Below are 22,733 nucleotides of genomic sequence, written 5' to 3' on the forward strand. Positions count from 1 at the left end.
TTCGCCGAATTTCGTTGTCAACCAGCAATCCAGCCGCGCGCTCGTTCGCCCGCCGCCGCACGATCGAAGGTTGCCACATGCGCTCACAAACAGGCTTTTCGGGCTCCAGCCAGCAGAGATAAGGAACATTTCCGTCGATCGTCGACACATATTGGGCTATACGTCTACTTCAAGGCATCAACGCGTATCAAATATCGTCACGAAGCGCTAAAGCTTCGTTGACAGCACGACGTGTCACTACCTAGCCTGGTTCTCGAAGCCACCGCAATTCGACATCGGCGCAAGGGTTTTCCCACTGGCACGGCTCGGCGGCTCGACAACTCTAGGAGGTGCCGGATACGGATACCTCGTTACCGCGCGAGCCGATTCGAGCAGGCCGCACCCGTGGCCGGACATGACCACCCCGCCCGCAGCGCTCGCGCCTGTTCTCCGAAAGCAATCGGGCACCCAGTAATTCAGGCACGGACGAAACCACCGCGTTCGGGCCGTGGCCGAGCACGGTCACCGCCCTTCAAGCGAGCGGCGCCTCCGCGTCCTCCCGAAACAGAGTGAATGAGAGCGAATCATGGCACTCGACATCACCGATTCGATCATCACCAGCGATATCACTCCGGAAAAAGCGTGGCTGCTTCCCTTGCCCTCCGGCGCCGCCTGGGAACTCAGTTGGCTGCCCTCCGTCAGTCTCACCCGCGAGCAGGCCATGAGCGGGATGGTGCTCGACGAGATCCTCAGCGATCCCGGCACGCTCACCAACGACCTCGCACTCGAACTGGCCGCCATCCACGCGGCCGAACTGGGCGTCACTCTGCGTGACGTGCTGATCCGCTTGTACATCCGCATCACCGAACGCGACGCCGAAGCTTCCTGCCGCGCGCACACGCCCCTGCCCGCCTGACCGCTTCCGGCGACAACTGATTCCATCCTCCGGTCAATTCTTCACTTAGAGAACAGAAGAGACGGTGACGAGGAGGATCCCAGAGGACAATGTTCTCTCTCGGTGTCGTAGACACAGGCCGTGAGCGTGTCGTTCATTCTCGAATTGCACCGGAGGTTGGCGCGGCGGACGGCGCCGGATCACGCGGAAGGTTCCACAGCGCGAAGAACAAGCATTGGGGCATATTGTCCGGCCCGTTGACCGAGTACGAGATCGCCGCGCTCGACGAGAATCCGCTGTTGACCTATGTGCCCGGCCCTTTCACATCCGGCGAATACGGGGTGGTACTGGATCCAGCGGTAGCCGGGCAACCGGGGGCTCGCCAGGTCCGGGTACTGGACACGCCGCTCACCGACGAAGAGCGTGCGGCCATCGTGGCCGCGAAGTCGGAATGGGGTCCGCAGATGCTGCCCTGGGTCGGCGTGTTCGAAGGCACCGCACGCGGTGGATCGACGTTGCACGCGCTTCCGGCCGGGCGAGCCGTGTTGTCCGGCGGAGTATGGAATGCGCCGACCTTGGACGCCGTGTACAACGCGGGCGCACCGATGCCGGAGCTGTACGGCGGCGCGCCGGATTGGGTCGCCGACCCGGTTTTGAATCCGCGGGCTGCTTCGGGCCTGCTGTCCTTCTGCTACTGGTGGGAAGCGGGGCGCTGGTACCGCGGGCAGTCACCGTCCGCGCAGGAATGCGCGCCCGCGGTGCCGGGCGTGTGGACGCGGGAAACGACCATCAAGATCGTGGCGGACCTGCTCCCGGATCAGGACGCGTCGGAGGCCATCGGAGCCTTACTGTCCGCCGCCGAGACGGGAGGGGTGACGCGAGCGGCGCTGATCGCAGTCTTCGGCGATGACAGCCGTTTCGACATCGACGGCGCGCTCTATCAATTCTCGGCCGCAGGACTGCTGTCCACGGCGCCCGAGCCGATGCCCGCCGAACAGGCGATCAGCCGGGTACGGGACTACATCACCGGTCGGCAGCTGGACACCACCGGATACCCGCTGGCGCAGCTGACCGCCGACCGCTTGCGCTTCGGCTGGATGGTGCACGTGCCCGCTCCCGAGAACACACCAGCCCACCGAGCGGTGTTCTATATCGCCGACGACGGCGAATTCGTGCACTCGTCGTCGGCCATCGACCATGGGCAATTCGTCGCCGCGTTCGAACAGCGCTTCCTCGACCGCCACGGGCTGGTGGTCTGACGCGGTGCACTGCATTTGCTGATAGTTCGCCATAAATCTTGTTGGGTATGACCATCTCGAATGAGATAGGTTGCTGCCACGCGACGCGAGACTCGGCGAACCGCCTCGACGGTTCGCTCGACCCGCGAGGAGGAGGCCCGATCATGTCGCTGGAAACCAACAAGGCACTGGTCCGCAGGTTCTATCGGGAGATCGACGCGGGAAACATCGACGCCATGGACGACCTCGTCGCGGAGGACTACATCGATCACTCGCCGCCGCCGTTTCCCGGCCTCGGCCCCGGCCGAGAAGGCCTGAAGCAGGCCTTTCGCATGTTCTGGGCCGCCACTCCAGGGCGGCACGAGATCGAGGACCAAGTCGCGGAAGGCGACCGGGTCGTCACGCGGCTGACCGCGTACGGGCGTCACACCAGGGACCTGCCCGGCATACCGGCGACCGGGCGCGAACTGACGGTGACGGGTACCGCGATCCACCGGATCGCCGACGGCAAGCTCGCCGAGAAGTGGTCCGACAAGGACGTGCTCGGGTTCTTGCAACAGTTGGGAGTGCTACCCGCGGTGGGAAGACACTGACCGGCCGGGTCGGGACATCCGTCACACGATCGACGCGCCCTTCCGGCTACAAAGAGAAAGCCGCGCATCAACAGTTGATGCGCGGCTTTCGTCTGTGCGAGAAGGGGGACTTGAACCGCCGTATCGCCCAGCTAGCAGCGTGTGACCTTGGGTTTCATCGGGATTCACCGGGATTGGTCGGGGCAAGAACAGCCCGATTTGTGGACGTGGTCCACATGGGATTTCACTGAGTTCCGATTGTGACGGTGGCATTCTTGGTACCTGGGGATTGCGACCACCAGTAGTAATATGTATTACCGCTGGTGACATTGATCGTCCCGGAGCCGTAAGCATCGAACGTTCCAAGGGTCGGGCATGCGATCTGGCCCGCGACCTCGTACTTCTGTGCGCCTTGAGGCACCCCGCTCACGGATATGGTGGATGCGGCATTCGGTATCGAGACGGTCTTTCCTGCGATCTTCGTCGTCAACTGCAAGGCGCACTGGTTTGAGTCGCCTCGGTACTGCAAATAGATCGTCGCCGCTGGATCGGCGTACGCGCCGCCGTATGGGGCGGACGTCGGTGCGGCCGTCGTGGGCGGCTGAGCCGGCGGTGTGGACTTCGTACCGACATAGATGCCGATAATCGCCCCGACGGCCGTAATGACCGCTGCGATTCCGGTGAGGATACCGGGGACTGACGTCCAAAAGCTGTGTTTCGGTTCCCTTGGCGCCGGAGTCACGTTTCCCATGCCGCCTCTTTCGGTGGAGACCACTGGTTGCTGTGCCGGACATCTTCGGCGAAGCTTTCCCTCTCCCGCCTCGCTTCGGTTCTTCCTCGTCGTCGGGTGTCGCCGCTGCTTCTAACGATCAGGTGGTACTCGCTCACGGTCACTGTTACCCCGGCAATTCGCGCGTAAACCGTGCTTTTGGTAGCCCCTCTGTTTGGTTACAACTACCACTCGAGGCGCGCAACCTCGACCAGATGGCTCCCCTCCGCCCACGGAGGCGTCGAACACCTGCGACTGCACGAGCCCGCGTGCGTCCATCCACACCGCCTCGAAACCCGTCGCGACGCGCTCGATCTCGCCGATCTGGCCGAGCCGGACGAGACGGCGGTGGCGCGCCTGCTCCATATCGAGGACCCGGCCGCGCAGCCGGGCCAGCCTGTCTGCGACGGCCTGCGCGCTCGCCGCGGATGCCACCGCCGAGATGCGCCCGTACCGCTTATCGGTGATCGCGATCGACGAGTGCCCGCGTCGCGCGATACGACCCAGATCGGCTCGCCGTCCTGCAGACGCCACGAAATCCCCTTATGCCTCGTGCAATACGGGGTGAGGCGCTTGGACATGAGGCGGCCGACGAGGTGCCCGTAGCGGCGGCGCAGCTCGTCGAACGACAGCCCTTCCCAACCGGCCGCGCCGGTGAACGGTGCGCGGTCGCCCGCGGCGAGCGCCTCGAGACGGGCGACCGCCGGAGCTCAGCCTTGCTGCCAGAACCGCGCCGAGGTCACCGGTAATCCGCTCGGCGTCAGGAACAGGAAGGCGTCGGCCGGGCGGTCGAGGTCGAGCTGCGCGACCGTTTCGAGCGGAACGAACGTCGTGCGACCGCCGCGCTCGGTCTTCGGGTCGCCTAGGCGCATCCGGCCGTTGGCCCACTTCCACGCTCTCGTGATCGAGACGCCGCCGGTGTTGCGGTCGATGTCGCCGACAGTGAGCGCCCCCTGCTCGCCGGGCCGGGCAATGCTCAGCACGTCGAACTCCCACCACGGGCGCCAGAACGGCGCGAGCAGCTGCTCGATGAGCTCGTATTCGTCCTCGCTCAGGTGGTCGACCTCGCGCGCCGAAGCACTTCGGCAACTTGGTCTCGGCACACGGATTCCACGGGATAAAAGGAGTCGGCCGCTGCCGGGCCGCCGCACCCATCGCCGCGCACAGCAGGCCGTGCTTATTACGGATGGCCTTCGGCGCATTGTCGAACTCGGTTTCGAGCCACTCGACCCACGCGGCATCGAGCTCGGGGGTCACACCTTCAACGGTCAGGTGCTCCCCGTTGAAGAAGGGAACGATGTCGCGGTCGATCATGCGCCGGTATTTGCGCCTGGTCTCCTCGTCCACACTCTTACCGAGGCTGTCGACGTATCGGTGAAGCCATACCTTCAATGTGATGGTGTCGAGCACGGCGCCGAGTTGGGCGGCGAGGACGCGCTCGGCCTCGGCCGGGCCGACGCGGTCGAGCAGCCGCGCCCATCGAATAGCGGCAGCATGATCGTCGAAACTCTGGGACGTCTGTACCGCTTTGCTGTCACGGATGATGCGGTAGCGCACCTGCGAGTAGGTAGAGCCATCCTGCGGACGCGAATGCGGGGTGTAGTCGCCACGAAGCACGGGTCCCTTGCACTCAGGCCGAATCCCCTCAGATTCCCTGTGGACCGCTGTGTGGACGCAGAAGGGGCATAACCTGTTGGTTATGCCCCCGACCTGCGTCGAAATTGTGGGCGAAGGGGGACTTGAACCCCCACGTCCCGAAGGACACTGGCACCTGAAGCCAGCGCGTCTGCCATTCCGCCACTCGCCCGAGCGACTGGGAGACAGTATCACGGCCGCGCGCTGGATACGAAATCGCCATTTCAGAGGCCTGACCGGGGGGCTGAACGGGTCCGGGAACCTGGGGCCGTCGCCAAGAGTTACAGGTGTGGACGATCGTGGATATCATGCAATGAACGTGGTCGATTAACGACACGCCATACACGCGTGTCGTTGTTACGAATCAGGAAGAGACGCGCACCGAAGGGAGGCCGAGATGGGCATCGTTTCGCGATTCGAGCGTCGCCTGCAAGGCGCCGTCGGTGACGTGTTCGCCAGAGTCTTCGGCGGCAGTGTCGTACCCCAGGAGGTGGAGGCGGCGCTGCAACGCGAGGCCGCCGATCATGTCCAGGACCTGGGCGGCGGGCACCTGCTGGCACCCAACAGCTATGTGATCACGATCAACACCTCCGATCACCAGCAGTTGGATGCCGACCACGACCTCACCACCCGCGCATTCGCCAAACATCTACAGGACTACATCCGCGAGCAAGGCTGGCAGACCTACGGCGAAGTACACGTGGCGTTCGAGGCATCACCTACGCTGCACACCGGACAGTTCAGGGCGAGTGGCCGCGTCGATCCCGACGCCGGACACAGAGCCAGCGCGGCTCGCGGCCCCGAATCACCGCCACAACGACCTGCACACCCGCAACCAGGAGCTGGCCCCATGACGCAGAACTCAGGCTACGACCCGAGCCGTGAGCCCGCGGAGTCCGATCCACGCAACCGCGGGTACGCTCCACCGCCTGCCGGACGCGGCGGCCCGCAGAACGGCGCGTACCGCGACGACTACGGCCGTGGCGGCGCATACGGGGCGGATTACCAGGCTCCGGACGCGCAGCAGGGTTACGGCGACTATCAGAACGGCTACGACTACCCGCAGGGTGGCCAGGGCTACGGGCAGCAGGGTGGTTACGGCGAGTCCGGCTACGGCGGCCAGCAGGGCGGCTACGGCGAGTCCGGCTACGGCCAGCAGAGCGGCTACGGCGAGCGCGGGTACGGCCAGCAAGGCTACGGCGACCAGGCCTACGGCCAGCAGGGCTACAGCGACCAGGCCTACGGCCAGCAGGGCTACAGCGACCAGGGCTACGGCCAGCAGGGCTACGCCGACCAAGGCTACGGCCAGCAAGGGTACGGTCAGCCCGGCTACGGGCAGTCGGGGTACACCGATCCGAGCTACGGCGATCAGAACTACGCCGACCAAGGCGGCTACGCTCAGGACGACCAGGGCGGCTACGGTCAGGCATACTCGCAGCAACCGGGGTACGGCGCGCAGCAGGGCTACGCGGGCGGGCAAGGCTACGGCGCCGCCCCGCAGGCCGGTTCGGGCTATTCGGCGACGCTTCAGCTGGACGACGGCAGCGGCCGCACTTACCAGCTGCGGGAAGGCAGCAACATCATCGGCCGCGGCCAGGACGCGCACTTCCGGCTGCCCGACACAGGCGTCTCTCGCAGGCACATCGAGGTGCGCTGGGACGGGCAGACCGCGATGTTGTCCGACCTCGGCTCCACCAACGGCACCCTGGTGAACGGCTCCCCCGTGCAGGATTGGCAGCTCGCCGACGGTGACGTCATCCGTGCCGGGCACTCCGAGATCCTGATCCGTATCGTCTGATCCCGTAAGCTCGCGGTGCAGGTCACGACATGGCTCTCGAGGGAATCGTCGGTCGTATCGTGATCGAAATCGACCGACGGCCCTATGATGCTGCCAACACACGCGCGGCGCCGACACCGGGGCCGGCAAGACCAGCAGGCTGGTGGGGGTGGTCGAACCGCACCTACGGCACCGACGTACACGGTCGAACAGGAGGTGGAGCGCCGTGCAGGGACTGATCCTGCAACTGACCCGTGCGGGGTTCCTTCTGCTGTTGTGGTTGTTCGTGTGGGCTGTGCTGCGCACGTTGCGCAGCGACATCTACGCGGCATCCGGCATTCGGATCCAGCCCAGGGCCGCACGCGGTTCCGCGGTGCTGCCTTCCTTCAGCCGGGGCCAGAAGGGCGCCAAATTTCTTGTGGTGACTCAGGGTTCACTCGCCGGCACTCGCATCTCGCTCGGCACCCAACCGGTGCTGATCGGGCGTGCGGACGACTCCACGCTGGTACTCACCGATGACTACGCCTCGACCAGGCATGCGCGACTGTCTCCGCGTGGTGACGACTGGTACGTCGAGGACCTCGGCTCGACGAACGGCACCTACCTCGATCGCGCGAAAGTCACCACCGCCGTCCGTGTTCCACTCGGCACGCCTGTCCGTGTCGGCAAAACAGTGATCGAGCTGCGATCGTGACACTTGTTCTCCGCTACGCAGCGCGCAGCGACCGCGGTCTCGTCCGAGGCAACAACGAAGATTCCGTGTACGCGGGCGCCCGGCTGCTCGCACTCGCCGACGGCATGGGCGGCCATGCCGCGGGAGAAGTCGCGTCCCAGTTGATGATCGCCGCGCTCGCCCACCTCGACGACGACGAGCCCGGCGACGATCTGCTCGGCAAGCTCGACGCGGCCACCCGAGAAGGCAACGCCGCCATCGCCGATCAGGTCGAGGAGGAGCCCGAGCTCGACGGCATGGGCACCACGCTCACCGCGATCCTGTTCGCGGGCAAGAAACTCGGCCTCGTGCACATCGGCGACTCGCGCGCCTACCTGCTGCGCGGCGGCGAGCTCGGCCAGATCACCCGGGACGACACCTTCGTCCAATCGCTGGTCGACGAGGGCAGGATCACACCGGAGCAGGCGCACACGCACCCGCAGCGCTCGCTGATCATGCGCGCGCTCACCGGCAACGAGATCGAGCCGACGCTGATCATGCGCGAAGCGCGCGCCGGTGACCGCTACCTGCTGTGTTCCGACGGTCTCTCCGACGTGGTCAGCGACGAGACCATCGCGAACACGATGCGCGAGGGCAGCACCGACGAGTGCGCCGACCGGCTCATCGAGCTGGCGTTGCGCAGCGGCGGTCCGGACAACGTGACCGTCGTCGTCGCCGATGTCATCGACCTGGACTACGGCCAGAGCCACCCGATCGTCGCGGGCGCCGCCTCCGGCGTCGACGAGGACACGCCGCCGCCGAACACCGCCGCAGGCCGGGCCTCCGCGTTGCGCCCGCCGCGCGCCGCGCCGCGCCGGGCCGCCGCCGCGCCCGAGCCGCCCGCGAAGAAGTCGCACCGGTTGCGCTGGATCGTGCTCGCGCTGGCGCTCATCGTCGCGGTCTGCGTGGGGCTCGTGGTCGGCTACAAGATGATCCGCAGCAACTACTACGTCGGCGCCGACGACGGTTCGGTGGTGATCCTGCGCGGGCTGCCCGGTTCGATCCTCGGTTACTCGATCCACGACGTGAATCTCGTCGGATGTGTGACCCGCAACGGGGAACTCACCCTGACCGACCCCGGCGAGAGTCTGCCGTCGGCGTGCAAGCCGCTGAAGGTCACCGATCTGAAGCAGACCGGCCGCGAGCAGGTGGACAAGGGCTTGCCGCCGGGCTCGCTGGACAAGGCCAGGGACTCGATGACCTACCTCGCCCAGCGAGAACTGCTGCCGCCGTGCCCGGTCAAGGAATCGGCGCCGCAGCCGGGTGTCGTCCCGTCGCCTGCCGAAACCCCGGCCCCCGCGCCCAACGGCGCTCAGCCCGCTCCGGCCACCGCCGCGCCCGCGCCCGCGCCGGCTCCGGCGCCGGCGCCGGAACAGGGCGACGCCAGGGGCACCGAAATCAAGACACCGACGAAGTCGGAGGCTCCTGTCCCGCCGTCGAGCGCGTCGCCCGCCCCCCAGACCGCGGGGGAGAACTGCCGGGTGACGGACTGATGTCCGCGCCGGCACCGCCGTCGGCTGGGGCTTTTCCCAGTCCCCCGGGCGGCTTCGCTCCCGCGCCACCGCCGAGCACCAGACGCAACGTCGAACTTCTGCTGCTCGGGGCGGCGGCGGTGATCACCACGGTGTCCCTGTTCCTGGTCGAGGCCAGTCAGGAACAGTCGATCACCTTGGATATCGCCAAATACGGCTTGGCCTACCTGGCGTTGTTCGCGGTGGCGCACCTGGCCGTGCGGCGGTTCGCCCCGTTCGCCGACCCCCTGCTGTTGCCGATCGTGGCGTTGCTCAACGGACTCGGTCTCGTGCTGATCCACCGGCTCGACTTGGCCGACCAGCAGACCGCCGCCTACAACTCGTGGGCGACCCCCTCCCCCGACGCCAATCAGCAGATCCTGTGGACCGCGCTGGGCACGCTCGTGTTCATCACGCTGCTGATCGCGCTGCGCGACTACCGCACCCTGGCCCGCTACAGCTACACCCTCGGCCTCATCGGCCTTGTCGCGCTGGCCATTCCGGCTCTGCTGCCGAGCGCGTTCTCCGAGACCAACGGCGCGAAGATCTGGATCCGGCTGCCCGGGTTCAGTGTCCAGCCGGGTGAGTTCGCGAAGATCCTGCTGATCATCTTCTTCGCCTCGGTCCTGGTGGCCAAGCGCGAGATCTTCACCGCCGCCGGTCGCCATGTGCTCGGCATGGAGTTCCCGCGCGGCCGCGACCTCGGACCGATCCTGGCCGTCTGGGTCGTCTGCATCGGCGTGCTCGTGTTCGAGAAGGATCTCGGCACCTCGCTGCTGATCTTCAGCACGGTGCTCGTGATGCTCTACATCGCCACCGAACGGGTCGGCTGGCTGGTCATCGGCGGCGGACTGCTCGCGCTCGGATTCGTCTTCGCCTATCAATTGTTCGGCCACGTGCGGGTCCGGGTGGAGACCTGGCTGCACCCGTTCGACGACTACAACAACACCGGCTATCAGATCTCGCAGTCGCTGTTCGGCCTGGCCACCGGCGGTCTCGCCGGGACCGGCCTCGGCAGCGGCAGGCCGAACCAGGTGCCGTTCGCCAAGACCGACTTCATCGTCACCACCATCGGCGAGGAACTCGGCCTGATCGGGCTCGCCGCGGTGCTGGCGCTGTTCCTGGTATTCGTCGTGCGCGGGCTGCGCACCGCACTCGCGGTGCGCGACAGCTTCGGCAAATTGCTCGCGGCCGGCCTGTCGTTCACCATCGCGATCCAGCTGTTCGTCGTGGTCGGGGGTGTGACCAAGCTGATTCCGCTGACCGGTCTCACCACCCCGTTCATGTCCTACGGCGGGTCTTCGCTGCTGGCCAACTACGCGTTGCTGGCGTTGCTGATCAAGATCTCCGACGCCGCCCGCGCACCCGCCCCGGTGCGCAAGAAGGAACCGGCGCCGATCGCCGACGCGCAGACCGAACTGCTGCGGCGCGATGGCGGGCGACCGGAGGCGGGGCCGCTGACATGAACACTCCACTACGCCGAGTCGCGATCGCGGTGATGGTGATGGTCGTCGCACTGCTGGCGAACGCCACCTACGTCCAAGTGATCAAGGCCGACGACCTGCGCTCCGATCCGCGCAACTCCCGGGTTCTGCTGGACGAGTACGCCCGCCAGCGCGGGCAGATCTCGGCAGGCGGCACCGTGCTGGCCGGCTCGGTCGCGACCGATGACCGCTACAAGTACTTGCGCACGTACCCGAGCGAGCCGGAGGCGTACGCACCCGCCACCGGTTTCTACTCGATGCAGTACGGCAGCACCGGACTGGAACGTGCTGAGGACTCGGTGCTCAACGGGTCCGACAGTCAACTGTTCGGCAGCCGCCTCGTCGACCTCATCTCCGGCCGCGACCCGCGCGGCGGCAACGTGGTCACCACGCTCAACCCGCTGATGCAGCAGGTGGCCTACGACCAGATGACCAGCAAGGGCTACACCGGTTCGGTGGTGGCGATCGAGCCGAGCACCGGCAAGATCCTGACCATGGTCTCCACGCCCAGCTACGACCCGAACCTGCTGTCCGGGCACGACGGTGCGCGCGGCACCCAGGCGTGGGAAACGCTGAGCGCGGATCCGCGCCACCCCATGCTGAATCGCGCCATCTCGCAGACCTATCCGCCCGGATCCACGTTCAAAGTCGTGGTCACCGCCGCCGCGCTGTCCAACGGCGCCGCGACTCCCGACGACCAGTTCACCGCCGCGCCGAACATCACGCTGCCCGGCACCAGCACCACGCTGGAGAACTACAACGGCTCCACGTGCGGTCCCAACCCGACAGCTTCGCTGTTCGAAGCGTTCCGTCGCTCGTGCAACACCGCGTTCGCCGAACTCGGCGTCAAGGTGGGTGCCGCGAATCTCAAGGACGAGGCGGCCGCGTTCGGCATCGGCCCGCACCGAGGGATCCCGATGCCGGTGGCGGAGAGCACCGTCGGCACCATCTCCGACGACGCCGCCCTGGCCCAGAGCAGCATCGGGCAGCGCGACGTGGCGTTGACCCCGCTGCAGAACGCGGTCGTCGCGGCGACCATCGCCAACGGCGGCGTCCGGATGGAGCCCTACCTGGTGGATCAGTTGCAGGGCCCGGATCTGAGCGAGCTGTCGAAGACCAAGCCGGTCTCGGTCGGCCAAGCCGTCAGCGCCGATGTAGCGTCGACCGTGACCAACCTGATGATCGCGTCGGAGGGCAACACCTCTGGAGGTAACCAGACCCGTTATCAGATCGCGTCCAAGACCGGCACCGCGGAGCACGGGAGCAACCCGCGCAACACGCCGCCGCATGCTTGGTACATCGCGTTCGCCCCCGCGCAGAACCCGAAGATCGCCATCGCGGTGATCGTGGAGAACGGTGGGGACCGGGCGCTTGCCGCGACCGGTGGCTCGGTCGCCGCGCCGGTGGCTCGCGCGGTTCTCGACGCCGGTCTTCGAGGGGGCTGAACGATATGGATGTGCGAGTGAAGGTACGGGGACCTCGATGCTGAACAACGGTGCGATGATCGCCGACCGGTACCGGCTGCAGCGACTGATCGCGACCGGCGGCATGGGCCAGGTCTGGGAAGCGCTGGACACCAGGTTGGACCGCAGGGTCGCGGTCAAGGTGCTGAAGTCGGAGTTCTCGGCCGACCCGACGTTCCGGCATCGATTCCGCACCGAGGCGAAGACCACCGCCCAGCTGAATCACCCCGGCATCGCGGGCATCTACGACTACGGCGAGACGATCGACCCGCAGGGCAGCGAGATCGCCTACCTGGTCATGGAATTCGTCCAGGGTGAGCCGCTGAACACGGTGCTCAACCGCCTGGGCAGGCTATCGGTCGCCCAGGGCCTCGACCTGCTCGAGCAGACCGGCCGTGCCCTGGAGGTGGCGCACCGCGCGGGCGTGGTGCACCGCGACGTGAAGCCGGGCAACATCCTGGTCACCCCGACCGGTCAGGCGAAGATCACCGACTTCGGTATCGCCAAGGCGGTGGACGCCTCCCCGGTGACCAAGACCGGCATGGTGATGGGCACCGCGCAGTACATCGCACCGGAACAGGCGGTCGGCGAGGACGCCACCGCGGCCAGCGACGTCTACTCCCTCGCCGTGGTCGGCTACGAAGTGCTGGCAGGCCAGCGGCCGTTCACCGGCGACGGCGCGCTCACCGTCGCCATGAAGCACGTGCGTGAGACGCCGCCCCCGATGCCGGCCGATCTGCCCGGCAACGTGCGCGAACTGGTCGAGATCACGATGGAGAAGGACCCGGCGCGCCGCTACGCCAGTGGCGGCGAGTTCGCCGACGCGGTCGCCGCGGTGCGCGCGGGCCGGCGTCCGCCGCCGCCGAGTGGTACCCATCCCGCCGCGCCCTTGACCGGCGCCACGCGGGTGCTCCCGCCGGGCCCGACCGCCGTGATCCCCTCCACGCCACCCGACTTCGACGGGGCGACGGTGCGCTACTCGACGCCCGCGGCCGGCGCGGTGGGCGCGGCGAATCGCGGGGGCACGATCGCGGCTCCGGCCACCGTGCTGAGCCGTGGCACGGCGGGCGATCGACCGCCCGGTGGCGACAAGCGGTTCACCACTGCCCAGAAATGGCTGACCGGGCTCGGCATCGGCGCCGTCCTGCTCGCCGCGCTCACGGCCTACCTGCTCTTCGGTGGCGACACCAATCCGGATTCCACGCCGTCGCCGACCGCGACGGTCGCACCGAACCCGAAGCCGGTCCCGCCGGTGGCCACCACGACCACCCCCAAGCCCGCGCCCGCGCCGGTGGAAACCGAGACCTACGAACCGACCACCACCGAGCCGAAGACCACGACACCGGAGCCGACGACGACCACCGCGCCGCCCACCACCACGGCACCGAGCACGACGAAGCCGACGACCACCGCGCCCACTGCCACCGCAACGCGCCCGCGCATCCCGACTCTCGACCTACCATTCCCGGAGATTCCCGGTGCCCGGGGGCCCTCGGCCACTCGCAGCGGATCCGCCACTTCTTCGCAAGGACTGCCATGACGACCCCGAAGAATCTCTCGTCTCGCTACGAGCTGGGCGAGATCATCGGGTTCGGCGGTATGTCCGAGGTGCACAAGGCCCGCGACATCCGGCTGAGCCGCGACGTGGCGATCAAGGTGCTGCGGGCGGACCTCGCCCGCGATCCCACGTTCTACCTGCGGTTCAAGCGCGAAGCGCAGAATGCCGCCGCACTCAATCATCCGGCCATCGTCGCGGTCTACGACACCGGTGAGGCCGAGGTGGACGGCGGCCCGCTGCCGTACATCGTGATGGAGTACGTCGACGGCGACACACTGCGTGACATCGTGCGCGGCAAGGGGCCGCTGCCGCCGCGCCGAGCGATGGAAGTCGTCGCTGACGTCTGCGCCGCCTTGGATTTCAGCCACAAGGCCGGGATCGTGCACCGCGACATGAAGCCCGCCAACATCATGATCAATCGGTCCGGCGCGGTGAAGGTGATGGACTTCGGCATCGCGCGCGCGATCGCCGACAGCTCCAACCCGATGACGCAGACCGCGGCGGTGATCGGCACCGCGCAGTACCTCTCGCCGGAACAGGCGCGCGGAGAGACGGTGGACGCCCGCTCGGACGTCTACTCCGTGGGTTGTGTGCTGTTCGAAATCCTCACCGGGGAGCCGCCTTTCACGGGTGACTCCCCGGTCGCCGTCGCCTACCAGCACGTCCGGGAAGATCCGCGGCTGCCCTCGCACGTGCACGCGGGGGTGCCCCGCGAGCTGGACTCGGTCGTGCTCAAGGCGATGAGCAAGAACCCGGCCAACCGGTACCAGTCCGCCGCCGAGATGCGCGCCGACCTGATCCGGGTACTCGGCGGCCAGAAGCCCAGCGCCCCCATGGTGATGACCGACGAGGACCGCACCACCTTCATGAGCGCGGACGAGCCTCCGCCGCGGAACTACCGCACCGTCGAACGCCACGACGACACCGCAGAGCAGGACCCGGCCGAACCGAACGGCCAGCGCCGAACCGCCTACATCGCGCTCGGCGCAGTCGCGGCCGTCGCCGTGGCGTTCGCTTTGTTCTGGGTGCTGCTCGGGCCTGGCAGCAGGCCGGACCAGGTAGCCGTTCCCGATCTGTCCAACAAGTCCTCGCAACAGGCGCAGGACGCGCTGCAGAAGCTCGGCTTCACGGTGGCGATCCAGCAGAAGCCCGACGGCAAGGTCGCCACGGGCAACGTCATCGCGACCCAACCTTTGGGCGGCTCGCGGATCGACGAGGGAAGCACCGTCACGGTTCAGGTGTCCTCCGGGCCCGCCCAAGTGCAGGTGCCGAAGCTCACGGGGCTGACCCAGGAGCAGGCCGAGCAGGTGTTGAATTCCAAAGGCCTGCGGATCAACTCGAACATCGAGCGCAAACCGTCGAGCACCGCCGAGAAGGATCAGGTGATCGAGCAGAATCCGTCGCCGGGTTCGAAGGTCGACGTGGACTGGGAAGTCGTCGTCACGATCGGCACCGGCCCGGAAGCGGTTCGCGTCCCCTACGTCGTCGGCCAGACGATCGACGTGGCTCAGCCGAATATCGAGGGCAACGGTTTCAAGGTCGTCGTGCAAGAGGTGCAGTCCTCGAAGCCGAAGGGCGAGGTGGTCGCCTCCAGCCCGGCCGGCGGCAGCAACGCGGAGAAGGGCTCCACGGTTACCGTCCAGGTGTCCGCGGGCGATCTGAAGATGCCGTCGCTGGTCGGTCTCACCGTCTCGCAGGCGGTGGAGAAGCTGCGCGCGGAAGGTTGGACTGGCAGCACCAGCCAGATCAGCCAGTCACCGCAGGGAACCTTCGACGCGGGCAATGTCGGACGCATACTCAGCCAGCAGCCGTCCGCGGGCAGTTCGATCCAGAAGAACAGCGCAATCCTGGTCGGTGTGGGGGTACTGGGTCCGCCGTGATCGGGCGTGGTCACCGGTATCCAGAAAACGAGACCAACCGGTGTGAATTGCGGGAGAATGATGCTGCTCCATCCCAATCAGCGCAGCTGAGCACGAGGAGGTAGCTCATGACCACTGCCAGGGACATCATGAAACCCGGCGTTCAGTGGATCTCCAAGGACACGACTATCGAGCAGGCCGCGCGCACCATGGCCGAACTCAACGTCGGGTCGCTGATCGTCTCGGACGACAACGAACGGATGTGCGGCATCGTCACCGACCGCGACATCGTGGTGAAGTGCATCGCTCAGGGCAAGATCCCCGCGAACTGCCGGGTCGAGGAACTGTGCGAAGCGACGCCGCGGTGGGTCGATGCCAACGCCGACATCGAGGAAGTCCTCGATGAAATGGAGAGCAACCGGGTCAAGCGCATGCCCGTCATCGAGGACAAGCGGCTGGTCGGCATGATCAGCGAAGCGGACCTGGCCAGGCATCTGGACGATAACCAGCTCGGCGAGTTCGTGACCGCCGTCTACGGGCGTCCGTAGCTTTCGAACCGGTGCGGAGGGCGGTATCCCACCGCCCTCTCGGATCGACCTGTGCACTTCGACAACGGTCTGCCGTCCGGCGATGCGAACTCGAGGGAGTTAGGGCGGGCAGCACAATCCGGTCGAGGTGTGGTGTGAGCCGACGCCCGGCCGCGGACGACGGACCGTCGTCCGCGGTGCGTCGCCCCTTTGTCGTGGCACGACCCGCCGTCAGATCCGGTCGGCCTTCGGCAGATACCGCAGCACGGCGACATCGCCGACTTGCGTCACGCCCGCCAGCCGCATCCTGCGGTGGGGCGCCCCCGGGAAATCGGCCGGGTCGAGGAAGCGCGGAGCCGCGACGTCACCCACCAGGATCGGGGCCACCGCAAGGTGCAGTTCGTCGGCCAGATCGGCGGCGAGGAACGCGGTATGGATGCGGGTGCCGCCCTCCACCATGAGACGGTCGACGCCCCGGCGGCCCAGATCGTCCAACAGCGCACCGAAGTCGAGTTCGGTGCCGAGATCCACCACATCGGCCAGTCCGCTCAGCCGGGTGGTGAGCTTCGCCGCACCCGCCGCGGTGGTGTAGACGAGCTTGCCGCCGCCGTGGTGCCAGAACCGCAGTTCGGGATCGAGCTCGCCGCTCGCGGAGACCGTGACCTTCAACGGATACTCCGGCTTGCCCGCGGCGAGGCGGGCCGCCCTGCGCTCGGCGCTGCCGACGAGCAGTCGCGGATTGTCGCTGCGCAGGGTCTGCGCTCCGATCAGAATGGCGTCGGAGTCCGCGCGGACTTGGTCGACCCGATCGAAGTCCGCCGCGTCGGACAAGTGCAGCCGCTCGGGGCTCGCGTCGTCGATGTACCCGTCGATACTCGTCGCGACCGACAGGAGCACATGCGGACGGGTCACTGCAGCACCAGCGCGGCGACCTCCGCCTCCAGCGTCTGCACCAACCCTTCGGCGGGACGCTCACCGCACACGCCCAACCAGTTCGCCAGCATTCGGTGCCCGCCCTGGGTGAGCACCGATTCCGGGTGGAACTGCACACCGTGGATGGGCAAGGTGCGATGCCGCATCGCCATCACGATCCCGCTCTCGGTGCGCCCGAGCACCTCGATCTCCTCCGGCAGGGTGTCCTCGAGCACGGTGAGGGAGTGGTACCGCGTGGCGGTGAACGGGTCGGAAAGACCGGCCAGCACGCCGGCGCCGATGTGGAAGACCTCGCTCGTCTTCCCGTGCAGCAACTCGGGAGCCCTGGTGACGGTGGCGCCGAAGGCCTCGCCGATCGCCTGATGGCCAAGGCACACGCCCAGCAGCGGGACATTTTCTTCCGCGCAGGCGCGCACCAACGGGATACTGGCGCCCGCACGGTCCGGAGTGCCGGGGCCTGGACTGATCAGAATGCCGTCGAAGTCACGGACCACCGCCGCGACGTCGGCCAGATTCGGATCGTCGTTACGCCAGACGACCGCGTCGACACCCAGTTGACCGAGGTACTGCACCAGGTTGAAGACGAAGCTGTCGTAATTGTCGACGACCAGAACACGCATGGCATCGAGATTACGTGCCCGCACGGCACCGCGTCGCATCCATTACCTGTTGGGATAGCCTAGAGACCACGACCTGCACGCCGAATACGAGGACGTCATGCCCAAGTCGAAGGTCCGTAAGAAGACCGACTATACGATCAACCCCGCCAGCCGGACGCCGGTGAAGGTGAAGGCCGGGCCGTCGCCGGTCTGGTATGTCGCCATCATGCTCGGATTCATGCTCGCTGGGCTGGCCTGGCTGCTCGTCTACTACTTGGCGGCCGAGCAGATCAGCTGGATGAACGATCTCAACGCCTGGAACTTCCTGATCGGCTTCGGTCTGATGGTGGTGGGCCTGATCATGACGATGCGCTGGCGCTGAGCGGCGACATCGCGCAGATTACAGACGTGTCATTCATGCACACCTGTGGATGAGCCTGTGGACAACTCGAGGAGCGATTGGGGAGTGCCGTGAGTTCGGAGTCCGCGGTCCCCGGCTCGCCGGACCATGACGAGCCGGGCCTGGTCTGGACCACGCCGACCTCCGCGCTCGTCGCGGTCGCCGCGGGCGGCGTCGCGTTGGCCGTCGCGGCGGTGGTCACCAACGAGGCGGCGAGCCGCCTGCTCGTAGGACTGGCAGCGGCCGGATTGCTCGCCCTCGCCGCGCTCGGGTTCCGGCAACGCCCGCGACTGTCCGTGGTGCCCGGCGCGCAACCACGCATGGTCGTCCGCACCCTGACGGGACCTGACGAATACACCCCCGAGCAAATCGTGCGCGCCCGTGTGGTGAGCTACCGCCGTCTCGGGCGGAAGATGCCGATGCTGGAACTCGACGTCCAGCACGACGGAGTGGACCGGCTGCTGATCTTCGGCCGCTGGGATCTGGGCGCCAATCCCGAGTTCGTATATCAAGACCTGGTCGAAGCCCTGCGGCTCACCCAGGACAAGACCCGCTGACGACGCCGCGGCCGGGGACATTCGGCAAACCCGGCCGCGAATGTTTCACGTGAAGCGAATCCCGCTGTCAGGCAGTCGAAGTGATCGCGCCCACAGCCACCAGCGCCAGCGCCGCGAACGCCACGAGCGCCACCGCGATCCAGCCGACCGTCCGTGCCGCTTGCGGAGTGCGCACTCGCAGCCAACCCGGCAGGAACAGAATGCCGAGCGTGGCGACGGTACCCGCGGCCAGACCGCCGAGATGACCCCAGAGCGAGATGCCGGGCAGTGACAGGCTGATGAACACGTTGATGCCGATGATGATCAGCATCTGATTCGGGTTCTGCCGCAACCGGAGCAGAATGATCGTGATCGCACCGAACAGGCCGTACACCGCGCCCGACGCACCCGCCGTGAGACTGTTCTGGGACAACAGCATGACCCCGGCGGCCCCGCCGAGCATCGAGACCAGGTACACCGCCAGGTAGCGCAGCCGGCCCAGCACCAATTCGGCATCCCGGCCCACCACATACAGCGCGAACATGTTCAGCAGCAGGTGGATGGGGCCGTAGTGCAGGAACCCGGAACCGAGCACCCGCCACCATTCGCCGTCCGCGACCGCCGGTGCGAACAGCACCCAATCGAAGAACAGCGCGGAGCCACGCTGGTTGTCCATCAGGCTCTTGGCCTGCGCCGCGGTGATCGCGTAGATCACCACGTTGATCGCGATCAGCGCATAGGTCACATAGGGTGCGGACATCCGGGGCGCTGCCGCGCCCGAGACCGTCCGCACCGGCGCGACGTCGCGCTGATCCGCGCGCAGACAGTCGACACAGTGCTGACCGACGGCCGCGGGTCGCAGGCACTCCGCACAGGACGGCCGCCCGCACCGCGTGCAGGCCAGGCCGGTCGGGCGATTCGGATGGCGGACGCAGGTGGGTGCGGGCGGCTGGGGGTTCATAGTCTCATTCGATCGTGATCTTGGTGATGACGACGGGCTCCACGGGCCGGTCGATGCGATCGGTCCTGGTGGTCGCGATGGCGTCGACGACCTTCCGGGATTCCGGGTCCACGACTTCACCGAAGATGGTGTGCTTGCGGTTGAGGTGCGGCTGCGGTCGAACGGTGATGAAGAACTGGGAGCCGTTGGTGCCGGGCCCCGCGTTGGCCATCGCCAACAGGTAGCCACGGTCGAACCGCAGCTCGGGGTGGAACTCGTCACCGAATTCGTATCCGGGGCCGCCGCGACCGGTCCCGGTGGGATCGCCACCCTGAATCATGAAACCGGCCATCACGCGATGGAACAGGGCGCCGTCATAGAACGGGCCGCTGTTGCCTCCGCTGGCGTTCGCGGTGGTGTAGGGAGCAGAACCGTCGGCGAGACCTAGGAAGTTGCGGACCGTCTTGGGCGCGTGGTTACCGAAAAGCGCGAGCTTGATATCGCCGTGATTCGTGTGCAGCGTTGCCACGGATGTCTGATTCGGTGAGGTCACGCCGCCCATCGTGCCACGGTCGGCGACGCGGCCGCGGAACTGGGCCGGACCGTGCTGTGAGCTGGGCCTCCTGCGCGAATCACCGGGCTGTGCATAGAGTGGTCCAATGACCTCTGGGCGCCTGCATGTCTCGTCGCGTTCACGTAATCGGCTCCTTCTCGCCGCCGCCGTCGCGCTGGCGGGTGGCGTGGCCTATCTGGCCCGCACCCGGCGGCCGCAGCCGCCGGAACCCGCGCCCGCGCCGCCGCGCATCGGATACTCCCGCAACGGCTCCACGCCGACTCCATTGGCGGAGACCGGCGTGGAGACCGAGCACTGACGAGACAGCGGCGGATCAGCGACTGACCGTCTTCTTGTACTGGCGCAGGGCCAGCGGCACGAACACCACCAGGATCACCACCACCCAGGCCAGCGAAGTGATCACCGGGTGCTGCAACGACCAGGCATCCGGCGTCGGCGCGAGCGGACTCGTGTTCCCGAACAGCTCACGCGTCGCCTGGGTCAACGCGGACACCGGGTTCCATTCCGCGATCACCCGCAGGACGGTGGGCAGTTTCTCGCTGGGGACGAACGTGTTGGCGATGAACGTGAGCGGGAAGATCACCATGAAGCTGGCGTTGTTGAACACCTCCGGCGCACGCACCAGCAGCCCCACCACGGCCATGATCCAGGACACCGCGTAGGCGAACAGCAGCAACAGGATGTAGGCCAGCACCGCGTCCAGGAACGAACCGCGGATGCGCCAACCCACGAGCAGACCGGTCAGCGACATGACGGTCAGGCTGACCACGTTGATCACCACATCGCTGATCGTGCGGCCGACCAGCACCGCCGACGAGGCCATCGGCAGCGAGCGGAATCGGTCGATGATGCCCTTCTGCATGTCCTCGGCCAGCCCGGCGCCGGTGAAGGTCGCACCGAACACCACGGTCTGCGCGAAGATGCCCGCGATGAGGAACTCGCGATATCCGCCGGAGAGGCCTGGGACGTCGATGGCCGCGCCGAAGACATAGGCGAACAGCAGCACGAACATGATCGGCGAGAGCGTGGAGAAGATCAGGACGTCAGGGACCCGCTTGATCTTGATGACGTTGCGTTTCGCGATGGTCACACTGTCGCTGACCACAATGGACAGTCGCGCGCCCAGCGAGGGCCTGCCCAGGACCGGGGCGGTGGCGGTCATCGGATCGTTCCTTCCGTAGCTCCCAGCTCGTCGTTCGCCGCGTCACCGGCGGCGATCGCCTCCGCCTCATGACCGGTGAGGGTGAGGAAGACGTCGTCCAGCGACGGGCGGCGCAGACCTACGTCGTGGATCTGCACGCTGTGCTCGGCCAGCCGCCCCACTGCCTCCACCAGTGCCTGCGACCCGTCGGAGACCGGGACGATGATCCGGCGCAACCCTGGTTCCAGATGAATCTCCCCGTCCGCCAAACTCTTCAGCGCGGCCTCGGCCGTCGCGAGATTGTCCACGCGATCGACGGTCAACTCGATGCGGTCGCCGCCGACCATGGTCTTGAGTTCGTCCGCGGTGCCCTTGGCGATCACCTTGCCGTGGTCGATCACCGCGATCGAATCGGCGAGCCGATCCGCCTCCTCCATGTACTGGGTGGTGAGCAGCAACGTTGTCCCACCCGCGACCAATTCCTCGATCACGTCCCAAAGATCCAGGCGCGCACGAGGATCCAGTCCGGTGGTGGGCTCGTCGAGGAACAGCACGGGAGGGTTCGCGACCAACGCGCCCGCCAGATCGAGGCGACGGCGCATGCCGCCGGAGTAACCCTTGACCGGACGGTCCGCGGCGTCGGTGAGCCGGAATCGTTCGAGCAATTCGCGCGCGCGTTCCTTACTTCGCTGCACCCCCATGTGATAAAGACGTCCCACCATTTCCAAATTCTCGAAACCGGTGAGGTATTCGTCGACCGCGGCATACTGTCCCGACGCCCCGATGCGGGAACGCAACGTCTGCGGATCGCGCAGCACATCGATTCCGGCGACCGTCGCGCGTCCGGCATCCGGCACCAGCAGAGTGGTGAACACGCGGACGGTGGTGGTCTTGCCTGCGCCATTGGGTCCGAGCAGTGCGGTGACGGTGCCTTCCGGGACTCGCAGATCGAGTCCGTCGAGGGCCACCAGCTGGCCGTATCGTTTGACCAGACCCTCGGCGACTATTGCGTCGGGCATGATTCTCCTGAAGTTGACGAGTTCGATGCGAATGAGTGCGACCCCAGGAGCCCCGGGCGCCGATCAATTCGCTGGATCGGATCACCGGCCGATACCCGGCACAGTATCGTCCCGCTCGCCGACAATTTCATCCGATTTGTTTCCGGAGACCTGTCTGCCCCGGAAGGACGACTCGTGCAACGCGAGAAGGCCGCATTCCGATCCGGTCGGTGCTCGGGGGTACCGGATCGGAATGCGACCGGTTCGATGATCCCGCGCGCACGGGTACCCGAGCGCGCGTAGCGGACTACCCGAATCGCCGAGGACCCGTACTCGGATGACGGAAATTCGCATGCGCGTTGTCGCGGCGAGCGGGGGCGCTCCGCGCGAACGGTCCAGTCGGTGATCACGAACACATGTTCGCATCGGGGTACGACACATTCGGTCTATGCGCGCGGGCGGCACCACGCCCGGAATGGCGGACACGCCCGAACGTTCTCGTGGATTCCTTTCTTCGGCGACCGGTCGGCATGTTGTGCACAACGCGGATCCGCAGCAGGTCATGCTGCCGCACAGCCATGGAAACGCTTGCTTTACAACACTTTTGGCAAACACTAAGCCAACAGGCGGGAA

General features: G+C 66.8%; 22 protein-coding genes and 1 tRNA gene. 14 read left to right on the top strand and 9 right to left on the bottom strand.

The window, feature by feature from the left end:
• The first annotated feature begins 565 nt into the window (after positions 1-565).
• The 3 genes from ABZW96_RS10660 to ABZW96_RS10670 all read left to right on the top strand — a co-directional run bounded on the left by ABZW96_RS10660 (position 566) and on the right by ABZW96_RS10670 (position 2,705).
• Entirely contained in the window at positions 566-895 is a 330-nt protein-coding gene (locus ABZW96_RS10660) for a hypothetical protein (RefSeq protein WP_355073370.1), read from the top strand.
• Between the two features lie 236 nt (positions 896-1,131).
• Positions 1,132-2,133, top strand: coding sequence for a hypothetical protein (locus tag ABZW96_RS10665; protein ID WP_355073372.1), 1,002 nt, complete (start codon positions 1,132-1,134; stop codon positions 2,131-2,133).
• A gap of 143 nt (positions 2,134-2,276) precedes the next feature.
• Entirely contained in the window at positions 2,277-2,705 is a 429-nt protein-coding gene (locus tag ABZW96_RS10670; RefSeq protein WP_355073374.1) for an ester cyclase, read from the top strand.
• A gap of 223 nt (positions 2,706-2,928) precedes the next feature.
• On the opposite strand, the gene ABZW96_RS10675 is transcribed toward ABZW96_RS10670, so the two are convergent.
• The 3 genes from ABZW96_RS10675 to ABZW96_RS10685 all read right to left on the bottom strand — a co-directional run bounded on the left by ABZW96_RS10675 (position 2,929) and on the right by ABZW96_RS10685 (position 5,260).
• Entirely contained in the window at positions 2,929-3,435 is a 507-nt protein-coding gene (locus tag ABZW96_RS10675) for a hypothetical protein (RefSeq protein WP_355073376.1), read from the bottom strand.
• 728 nt (positions 3,436-4,163) lie between these two features.
• Complete coding sequence (locus tag ABZW96_RS10680; RefSeq protein ID WP_355073377.1) at positions 4,164-4,556, bottom strand: hypothetical protein; 393 nt, start codon at positions 4,554-4,556, stop codon at positions 4,164-4,166.
• A gap of 621 nt (positions 4,557-5,177) precedes the next feature.
• A tRNA-Leu gene (locus ABZW96_RS10685) sits at positions 5,178-5,260 on the bottom strand.
• A gap of 225 nt (positions 5,261-5,485) precedes the next feature.
• Between ABZW96_RS10685 and ABZW96_RS10690 the strand changes: the two genes are divergently transcribed.
• The 8 genes from ABZW96_RS10690 (at position 5,486) to ABZW96_RS10725 (ending at position 16,000) form a co-directional block, all read left to right on the top strand.
• Positions 5,486-6,886 carry an FhaA domain-containing protein gene (locus ABZW96_RS10690; protein WP_355073378.1) on the top strand — a complete coding sequence of 467 codons (1,401 nt, stop codon included), beginning with the start codon at positions 5,486-5,488 and terminating at the stop codon, positions 6,884-6,886.
• Between the two features lie 205 nt (positions 6,887-7,091).
• On the top strand, positions 7,092-7,559 hold the full coding sequence (locus tag ABZW96_RS10695) for an FHA domain-containing protein (RefSeq protein WP_014980860.1): 468 nt from the start codon (positions 7,092-7,094) through the stop codon (positions 7,557-7,559).
• Positions 7,556-9,070: a PP2C family serine/threonine-protein phosphatase gene (locus ABZW96_RS10700; RefSeq protein WP_355073380.1), complete on the top strand. Its 1,515-nt coding sequence runs from the start codon at positions 7,556-7,558 to the stop codon at positions 9,068-9,070. Before ABZW96_RS10695 ends, ABZW96_RS10700 begins: the two co-directional genes overlap by 4 nt.
• Positions 9,070-10,554, top strand: a complete 1,485-nt coding sequence (locus ABZW96_RS10705; protein WP_355073382.1) for an FtsW/RodA/SpoVE family cell cycle protein — start codon at positions 9,070-9,072, stop codon at positions 10,552-10,554. Before ABZW96_RS10700 ends, ABZW96_RS10705 begins: the two co-directional genes overlap by 1 nt.
• Positions 10,551-12,017 carry a penicillin-binding protein 2 gene (locus ABZW96_RS10710; RefSeq protein ID WP_355073384.1) on the top strand — a complete coding sequence of 489 codons (1,467 nt, stop codon included), beginning with the start codon at positions 10,551-10,553 and terminating at the stop codon, positions 12,015-12,017. The genes ABZW96_RS10705 and ABZW96_RS10710 overlap by 4 nt, the downstream gene beginning before the upstream one ends.
• 37 nt (positions 12,018-12,054) lie before the next feature.
• Positions 12,055-13,575 carry a protein kinase gene (locus ABZW96_RS10715; RefSeq protein WP_355073386.1) on the top strand — a complete coding sequence of 507 codons (1,521 nt, stop codon included), beginning with the start codon at positions 12,055-12,057 and terminating at the stop codon, positions 13,573-13,575.
• Positions 13,572-15,473, top strand: coding sequence for a Stk1 family PASTA domain-containing Ser/Thr kinase (pknB, locus tag ABZW96_RS10720; protein WP_355073387.1), 1,902 nt, complete (start codon positions 13,572-13,574; stop codon positions 15,471-15,473). The genes ABZW96_RS10715 and pknB overlap by 4 nt, the downstream gene beginning before the upstream one ends.
• Positions 15,474-15,580: 107 nt before the next feature.
• Positions 15,581-16,000, top strand: coding sequence for a CBS domain-containing protein (locus ABZW96_RS10725; RefSeq protein ID WP_355073389.1), 420 nt, complete (start codon positions 15,581-15,583; stop codon positions 15,998-16,000).
• Positions 16,001-16,210: 210 nt separating this feature from the next.
• On the opposite strand, the gene ABZW96_RS10730 is transcribed toward ABZW96_RS10725, so the two are convergent.
• Both ABZW96_RS10730 and ABZW96_RS10735 read right to left on the bottom strand, forming a co-directional pair.
• Positions 16,211-16,891: a dihydrofolate reductase family protein gene (locus ABZW96_RS10730; RefSeq protein ID WP_355073390.1), complete on the bottom strand. Its 681-nt coding sequence runs from the start codon at positions 16,889-16,891 to the stop codon at positions 16,211-16,213.
• Complete coding sequence (locus tag ABZW96_RS10735) at positions 16,888-17,532, bottom strand: aminodeoxychorismate/anthranilate synthase component II (protein ID WP_355073392.1); 645 nt, start codon at positions 17,530-17,532, stop codon at positions 16,888-16,890. The genes ABZW96_RS10730 and ABZW96_RS10735 overlap by 4 nt, the downstream gene beginning before the upstream one ends.
• Before the next feature lie 97 nt (positions 17,533-17,629).
• Between ABZW96_RS10735 and crgA the strand changes: the two genes are divergently transcribed.
• Complete coding sequence (gene crgA / locus ABZW96_RS10740; RefSeq protein WP_039803465.1) at positions 17,630-17,893, top strand: cell division protein CrgA; 264 nt, start codon at positions 17,630-17,632, stop codon at positions 17,891-17,893.
• 89 nt (positions 17,894-17,982) lie between these two features.
• The gene (locus ABZW96_RS10745) at positions 17,983-18,468 is read left to right on the top strand and encodes a PH domain-containing protein (protein ID WP_355073394.1); all 486 of its coding nucleotides are present in this window, start codon (positions 17,983-17,985) and stop codon (positions 18,466-18,468) included.
• Between the two features lie 67 nt (positions 18,469-18,535).
• Here the strand turns inward: ABZW96_RS10745 and ABZW96_RS10750 are convergent, their stop codons facing one another.
• Positions 18,536-19,408, bottom strand: coding sequence for a rhomboid family intramembrane serine protease (locus ABZW96_RS10750; RefSeq protein WP_355073396.1), 873 nt, complete (start codon positions 19,406-19,408; stop codon positions 18,536-18,538).
• Between the two features lie 4 nt (positions 19,409-19,412).
• Positions 19,413-19,940 carry a peptidylprolyl isomerase gene (locus tag ABZW96_RS10755; RefSeq protein WP_355073397.1) on the bottom strand — a complete coding sequence of 176 codons (528 nt, stop codon included), beginning with the start codon at positions 19,938-19,940 and terminating at the stop codon, positions 19,413-19,415.
• A gap of 106 nt (positions 19,941-20,046) precedes the next feature.
• Here ABZW96_RS10755 and ABZW96_RS10760 point away from each other — a divergent pair, with 106 nt between their 5' ends.
• Positions 20,047-20,259 carry a hypothetical protein gene (locus ABZW96_RS10760; protein WP_355073399.1) on the top strand — a complete coding sequence of 71 codons (213 nt, stop codon included), beginning with the start codon at positions 20,047-20,049 and terminating at the stop codon, positions 20,257-20,259.
• A 15-nt stretch (positions 20,260-20,274) separates the two neighbouring features.
• Here the strand turns inward: ABZW96_RS10760 and ABZW96_RS10765 are convergent, their stop codons facing one another.
• Positions 20,275-21,123, bottom strand: coding sequence for an ABC transporter permease (locus ABZW96_RS10765; RefSeq protein ID WP_355073401.1), 849 nt, complete (start codon positions 21,121-21,123; stop codon positions 20,275-20,277).
• Positions 21,120-22,121 (bottom strand): ATP-binding cassette domain-containing protein, encoded by a 1,002-nt coding sequence (locus ABZW96_RS10770; RefSeq protein ID WP_355073403.1) that lies wholly within the window; start codon positions 22,119-22,121, stop codon positions 21,120-21,122. Before ABZW96_RS10770 ends, ABZW96_RS10765 begins: the two co-directional genes overlap by 4 nt.
• Between the last annotated feature and the right edge of the window lie 612 nt (positions 22,122-22,733).

Source organism: Nocardia sp. NPDC004168, assembly GCF_040610355.1.
Taxonomy (GTDB): Bacteria; Actinomycetota; Actinomycetes; order Mycobacteriales; family Mycobacteriaceae; genus Nocardia; species Nocardia sichangensis.